We start from the raw sequence: 5438 nt of genomic DNA, 5'->3' as shown, positions 1-5438 counted from the left end.
GGTGGGGCCCGTGCGCTTGGATGGCCTGCGTACTTCAGATGGCCTGTCTGTTCCGGTGAGGTGCAGGGAACTGCTGTCGGCCCCTGCGACCTGTCCCGGCGACGCTTCTCGGCCGGCCTTCGCGTCACCGGATCGCAATCAATACCTGCATACCCATTGACCTGGGGCGTCCGCGGACCTAGCCTCCGTCCCCATATGTAGACGACGTCTTCATATGGGGACCCCATTCAATGGAGTGAGCATGGTGGAAACTGCCGGTGTCACCCGACGCCTGAGCCACAGCATGGCGCGGGGCGTCCTGTCCTTCCCCCTCACCAGCTTCCGTGAGGACGGTGGTCTGGATCTGGACGCCTACCGCGCCTACCTCGCCCCCCAGTTGGACGCCGGTCCGGGAGCGGTCTTCCCCGCCTGCGGTACCGGGGAGTTCACGGCCCTGGACGAGGACGAGTACCGCCACGTCGTCACCGCCGCGGTGAAGGTGGCCGACGGGCGCGTCCCCGTCGTCGCGGGTGTCGGGTACGGCTGGGCCCAGGCGCTGCGGTTCGCGCGCATCGCCGAGGAGTCGGGTGCCGACGCGGCACTCGTGCTGCCGCACTACCTGGTGCGGGCCCCGCAGGACGGGCTGGTGGAGCAGTTGCGCCGGATCGCCGACGGCACCCGGCTGCCCCTGATCGCCTACCAGCGCGACCAGGTCTCCTTCACCGCCGACGGAGTGCGCCGTATCGCGGAGATCCCCACCGTCATCGGGCTGAAGGACGGACACAGCGACCTCGACCGCCTCCAGCGGCTGACGCTCGCGGCACCCGAGGGCTTCCTGTTCTTCAACGGGGCCGCGACAGCGGAGATCCAGGCACGCGCGTACGCCGCTGTCGGGGTCCCCGCGTACTCGTCGGCCGTCCACGCCTTCGCCCCGGAGATCGCGCGGGCCTTCTTCGGCGCCTTCCAGGAGGACGACACCGCCCGGATGGACGAGTTGCTGCGCGGCTTCTACATCCCGTTCGTCGAACTGCGCGACAGGGTCCCCGGCTACGCCGTCTCCCTCGTCAAGGCCGCCGCCCGACTGCGCGGTCTGCCCGTCGGCCCGGTGCGCGCACCGCTCATGGACCCGGGCCCGGACGACCTCGCCGAGCTGACGAAACTGCTCGACCAGGGCCTGGGGCTCGTCGGCGCCGGCCGCTGACCTTTCACACCCCGTCGCCGTACCCCCGACGGCAGTTCACGCGCCCACGTCCAACCCACAGTTCACGCACGCACCAGCACACCGCCAGTTCACGCACGCACCAGCACACCGCCAGTTCACGGACGCAAAAGCACACCGCCAGTTCAAAGGAGAACTGACACATGCCGCTCGTCGTTGTCGGGATCAGTGTTCTGGTCCTGCTCGTCCTGATGACGAAGCTCAGACTGAATGGCTTCGCCGCCCTGCTCCTCGTGGCCGTGGGCGTCGCCCTGGTCCAGGGGATAGGCCTGGAGGACATCCCGGACGTCCTCTCCGAGGGCATCGGAAGCCAGATCGGCGACACCATGCTGACCATCGGGCTCGGTGCCATGGTCGGCCGGGTGATGGGTGACTCCGGTGCCGCCCAGCGGATCGCCGACAGGATCCTCGCCATCTGCGGCCCGCGCTGGGTCCAGGTCGCCATGGTGGTGACCGCCATGGTCATCGGCGTGACCATGTTCTACGAGGTCGCCTTCGTCATCATCGTCCCCGTCGCGTTCACCCTCGTACGGGTCACCCGTTCGAACCTCCTGTGGGTGGGGCTCCCCATGTCGATCGCCCTGTCCACCATGCACAGCTTCCTGCCGCCCCACCCGGGCCCGACCGCGGTGGCCGCGACCTTCCACGCGTCCGTCGGACTGACCCTGTTCTACGGCCTGTTCATCGCCGTCCCGATCGGTGCGCTCGTCGCCCTGCTGTGGCCGCGCATCCCCTTCGTCCGGGCGATGAACCCCTCCATTCCCAAGGGCCTGGTCAGCGAGCGTGTCTTCGAGGACGAGGAGATGCCCGGCATCGGCTGGTCCCTGGGCGTGGCCCTGCTGCCCGTGGTGCTGATCGCCGGTGCCGCGGTGACCGACCTGTCCACCTCCGCCTCGAACCCGCTGCTCCACTTCGTCGCCTTCATCGGGTCCGCGCCGATCGCCCTGCTGCTCACGCTGCTGGTCGCGATCTGGGCGTTCGGTCCGCGTGTCGGCCGCAGCCTGACGGAGGTCAGCACCTCGTGCAAGGAAGCGGCCCAGGCGATGGCGATGATCCTGCTGGTGATCGGCGCGGGCGGAGCCTTCAAGAACGTCCTCGTCGAAGGCGGGATATCCGACTACATCAAGGACACGACCGACGGCTGGTCCATCTCGCCGATCATCCTGGCCTGGCTGATCGCGGCCATCCTCCGGGTGGCTCTCGGCTCGGCGACCGTGGCCGTCGTCACCGCCTCCGGTGTGGCGCTGCCGCTGCTCGCGGGCAGCGGTGTCCACGCCGAGGTCATGGTGCTGGCGGTCTCCTGCGGCTCGATCGCGTTCTCCCACGTCAACGACCCGGGCTTCTGGATGTTCAAGGAGTACTTCAACCTGTCCGTCCTGGACGCCATCAAGGCGCGCACCACCTACACCACGGTGCTCGCGATCCTCGGTCTGGGTGGCGTACTGGTTCTGGAACAGGTCCTCGACGCCCTCAGTATCTGACCGACCGCCGGCATGGCCCACGTGTCGGCGACCCTCACGAGAATGGCACCGTTCGTCATGAGCCAGCCCGTCGTCACCAAGTTCTCCGTCTTCCCGGTCGCCGGCCGGGACTCCATGGCGCTCAACCTCTCCGGAGCGCACGCCCCCTACTTCACCCGCAACGTCGTCGTCATCGAGGACTCCGAGGGCCGTACGGGCCTGGGGGAGGTGCCGGGCGGGGAGAAGATCACGCGGACCCTGCGTGACGCCGAGTCCCTCGTCGTCGGTGCCCGCGTGGGCGACTACAAGCGCGTCCTGCGCTCGATGGAGGGGACGTTCGCCGACCGTGACTCCGGCGGCCGCGGCGCCCAGACCTTCGACCTGCGCACCACGGTGCACGCCGTCACCGCGGTCGAGTCGGCACTCCTGGACCTCCTCGGCCAGCACCTGGACCTCCCGGTCGCCGCCCTGCTGGGCGACGGAAAGCAGCGTGATGCCGTACGGGTCCTCGGCTACCTCTTCTACGTCGGCGACCCGGACCGCACCGACCTGGAGTACGTCCGTGAACCCGACTCGGACGTGGAGTGGTACCGGATCCGGCGTGAGGAGGCACTGACTCCCGAGGCGATCGTCCGGCAGGCCGAGGCCACCTACGACCGGTACGGCTTCCACGACTTCAAGCTCAAGGGCGGTGTCCTGCCGGGTAGAGAGGAGGTCAAGGCCGTCCGGGCGCTCAAGGAGCGCTTCCCCGAGGCCCGGATCACCCTCGACCCCAACGGCGCGTGGTCCCTGCGAGAGGCCGTCGAACTGTGCCGCCCCCTCGTCGGCACGCTCGCCTACGCCGAGGACCCCTGCGGGCCGGAGGACGGCTACTCCGGCCGTGAGATCCTCGCCGAGTTCCGCCGGGCAACGAGCCTGCCCACGGCGACCAACATGATCGCCACGGACTGGCGCCAGCTCACGCACGCCCTGGCCCTGCAGTCGGTCTCCATCCCGCTAGCCGACCCCCACTTCTGGACCATGCAGGGGTCGGTACGGGTCGCCCAGCTCTGCAACGCCATGGGGCTGACCTGGGGATGCCACTCCAACAACCACTTCGACATCTCCCTGGCGATGATGGCCCACTGCGGGGCCGCCGCGCCCGGCGAGTACAACGCCCTCGACACCCACTGGATCTGGCAGGAAGGGCTGGAGCGGCTCACCGTCGAGCCGCCGCGGATCGTCGGCGGCGAGGTCGCCGTCCCCGACACGCCCGGCCTCGGCGTCCGTCTCGACATGGACCGTGTCCTCGCGGCCCACGAGCTCTACAAGGAGAAGGCGCTGTCGGGCCGCGACGACGCGATCGGGATGCAGTACCTGATCAAGGACTGGGCCTTCGACAGCAAGCGCCCCTGTCTCGTCCGCTGAGTGCGCAGACGCTTGCGCTCATCCGCTGCGTCGGCTCATCCGCCGAGCCGGCGCAGCCGTTCCGCGTCGCAGGTACGGGGGCAGGTGGAGCAGGCCTCGTCGGGGCGGATCGTGTAGTAGAGGCAGCAGCCGGTGCGGGTGCGGGTCGGGTGTTCGTGGCCGTCGGCGGTGCGCAGACGGCGGAAGCCGGCGCCGCCGGGGAAGGGCGGCAGCGCGGAGCGCAGTACGTCGGTCGCGGCCCGTACGGCGGTGGCCTCCTCGCCGAGCACCCGGCCGAGATACCAGATGCCCGAGACCAGATCGTCGGCGACCATGCCCCACAGGGCGCGTGAGCCTCGCCGCGCGTACGGGCCGATCGCGTCCAGCACCGGCCCCATGTGCGCGGCGACCGCCTGCCTCAACTCGCCCCGCAGCGCCTCCTCCTGGGCCACGGGCAGCACACCGGACAGGGCCACGGCCGGGTCGTCCGGCAGGCAGGCGAGGCGGGCACCCGGCGTGATGTCGAACGCCCCCGAGGCGAGGTCGACCCGTACGTCCTCGGGTGCGATGCGTGGCACCCTCCGTTCCAGATACCAGACACCGCCCATCAGCAGGCCCACCGACCAGGCGTAGTCGTGAAGGGCGCGCGAGGCGGCGACATGGCGGGGCGCGGTGTGGCCGTAGCGGTTCTGAATCCGTGCGGCCTCGGCGTCGACGAAGGCCTCGACCCCTTCCTGACCCTCCACCAGACACGGCCTCAGGGGGCCGGGTCGACCGCCGTGCGTGACGCGCACCGACAGCGGCTCACACAGGGAGGTCAGGCGCCGGTACGACAGGGCGAGGAGTCCGGGCACGTCCGTGTCGGCTTCTGCCGGCGCGAGATCGAGGGCCACGGTCATCGGAACTCCAGAGAGTGAGATTCAGCGCGAAACAAGAAGGTAAGGCTTACCTTATTATGAAGATCGAGTGCTGATAACCAAGGGGGTCACGTGAAGGCGGGCAAGGTGGTGCACTTCGGCGACCTGCGAGGTTGCTCGTCAGTGATCAGGGGGGCGTGCTGCGCCTCGCGGTGATCGTGTGGCTGGTTGGGAACTAAAGCATGCCTAACCTAAACTCACGCCTCGTGACTGCGACCGAACGGGCCGCACCGACCGGTGTGCCACCCTGCCGTGCCCTCCGGCACGTTCCCCGCTTCCTCGCCGGCGTCGGGCCTCTCCCGCCCTGCGCCGCGCTCGCCGCCCGCCGAGCCGGTGGCGGCCAGATGGCGGAGCGGATGCTCACCGGCGTGGCGGAGGTCGGCGGCGTCGAACTGCCGGAGAACTGAAGCTGCCGGAGAACCAGCCCGCGCGGTCCGGGGGCCGTGCTCTCCACGAGCGTCCCGCCCCCTCCCGAAC

At 69.6% G+C, this 5438-nt stretch carries 5 protein-coding genes; 4 read left to right on the top strand and 1 reads right to left on the bottom strand.

The window, feature by feature from the left end; all coding sequences use genetic code 11:
• The first annotated feature begins 241 nt into the window (after window positions 1-241).
• The 3 genes from FPZ41_RS44530 (at window position 242) to FPZ41_RS44520 (ending at window position 4065) form a co-directional block, all read left to right on the top strand.
• Window positions 242-1180: a 5-dehydro-4-deoxyglucarate dehydratase gene (locus FPZ41_RS44530; protein ID WP_152870390.1), complete on the top strand. Its 939-nt coding sequence runs from the start codon at window positions 242-244 to the stop codon at window positions 1178-1180.
• Between the two features lie 161 nt (window positions 1181-1341).
• Window positions 1342-2679 (top strand): gluconate:H+ symporter, encoded by a 1338-nt coding sequence (locus FPZ41_RS44525; RefSeq protein ID WP_152870388.1) that lies wholly within the window; start codon window positions 1342-1344, stop codon window positions 2677-2679.
• Between the two features lie 57 nt (window positions 2680-2736).
• Entirely contained in the window at window positions 2737-4065 is a 1329-nt protein-coding gene (locus FPZ41_RS44520) for an enolase C-terminal domain-like protein (RefSeq protein ID WP_152870392.1), read from the top strand.
• A 35-nt stretch (window positions 4066-4100) separates the two neighbouring features.
• Here FPZ41_RS44520 and FPZ41_RS44515 read toward each other — a convergent pair whose 3' ends face one another.
• The gene (locus FPZ41_RS44515) at window positions 4101-4943 is read right to left on the bottom strand and encodes a (2Fe-2S)-binding protein (RefSeq protein ID WP_152870386.1); all 843 of its coding nucleotides are present in this window, start codon (window positions 4941-4943) and stop codon (window positions 4101-4103) included.
• Between the two features lie 224 nt (window positions 4944-5167).
• Between FPZ41_RS44515 and FPZ41_RS44510 the strand changes: the two genes are divergently transcribed.
• A complete protein-coding gene (locus FPZ41_RS44510; RefSeq protein WP_152870384.1) occupies window positions 5168-5368 on the top strand; it encodes a hypothetical protein in 201 nt (66 codons plus the stop codon).
• Window positions 5369-5438: the final 70 nt, after the last annotated feature.

The sequence above is a fragment of the Streptomyces acidicola genome, from assembly GCF_009377235.1.
GTDB classification, from domain to species: Bacteria; Actinomycetota; Actinomycetes; order Streptomycetales; family Streptomycetaceae; genus Streptomyces; species Streptomyces acidicola.
The sequence above is the reverse complement of the archived record's forward strand: the minus strand, read 5'-3'. Positions and strand labels throughout refer to the sequence as shown.

Coding starts and splice junctions, on each gene's coding strand:
- FPZ41_RS44530 (WP_152870390.1), top strand. CDS start 242: ATGGTGGAAACTGCCGGTGTCACCCGACGCCTGAGCCACAGCATGGCG.
- FPZ41_RS44520 (WP_152870392.1), top strand. CDS start 2,737: ATGAGCCAGCCCGTCGTCACCAAGTTCTCCGTCTTCCCGGTCGCCGGC.
- FPZ41_RS44525 (WP_152870388.1), top strand. CDS start 1,342: ATGCCGCTCGTCGTTGTCGGGATCAGTGTTCTGGTCCTGCTCGTCCTG.
- FPZ41_RS44515 (WP_152870386.1), bottom strand. CDS start 4,943: ATGACCGTGGCCCTCGATCTCGCGCCGGCAGAAGCCGACACGGACGTG.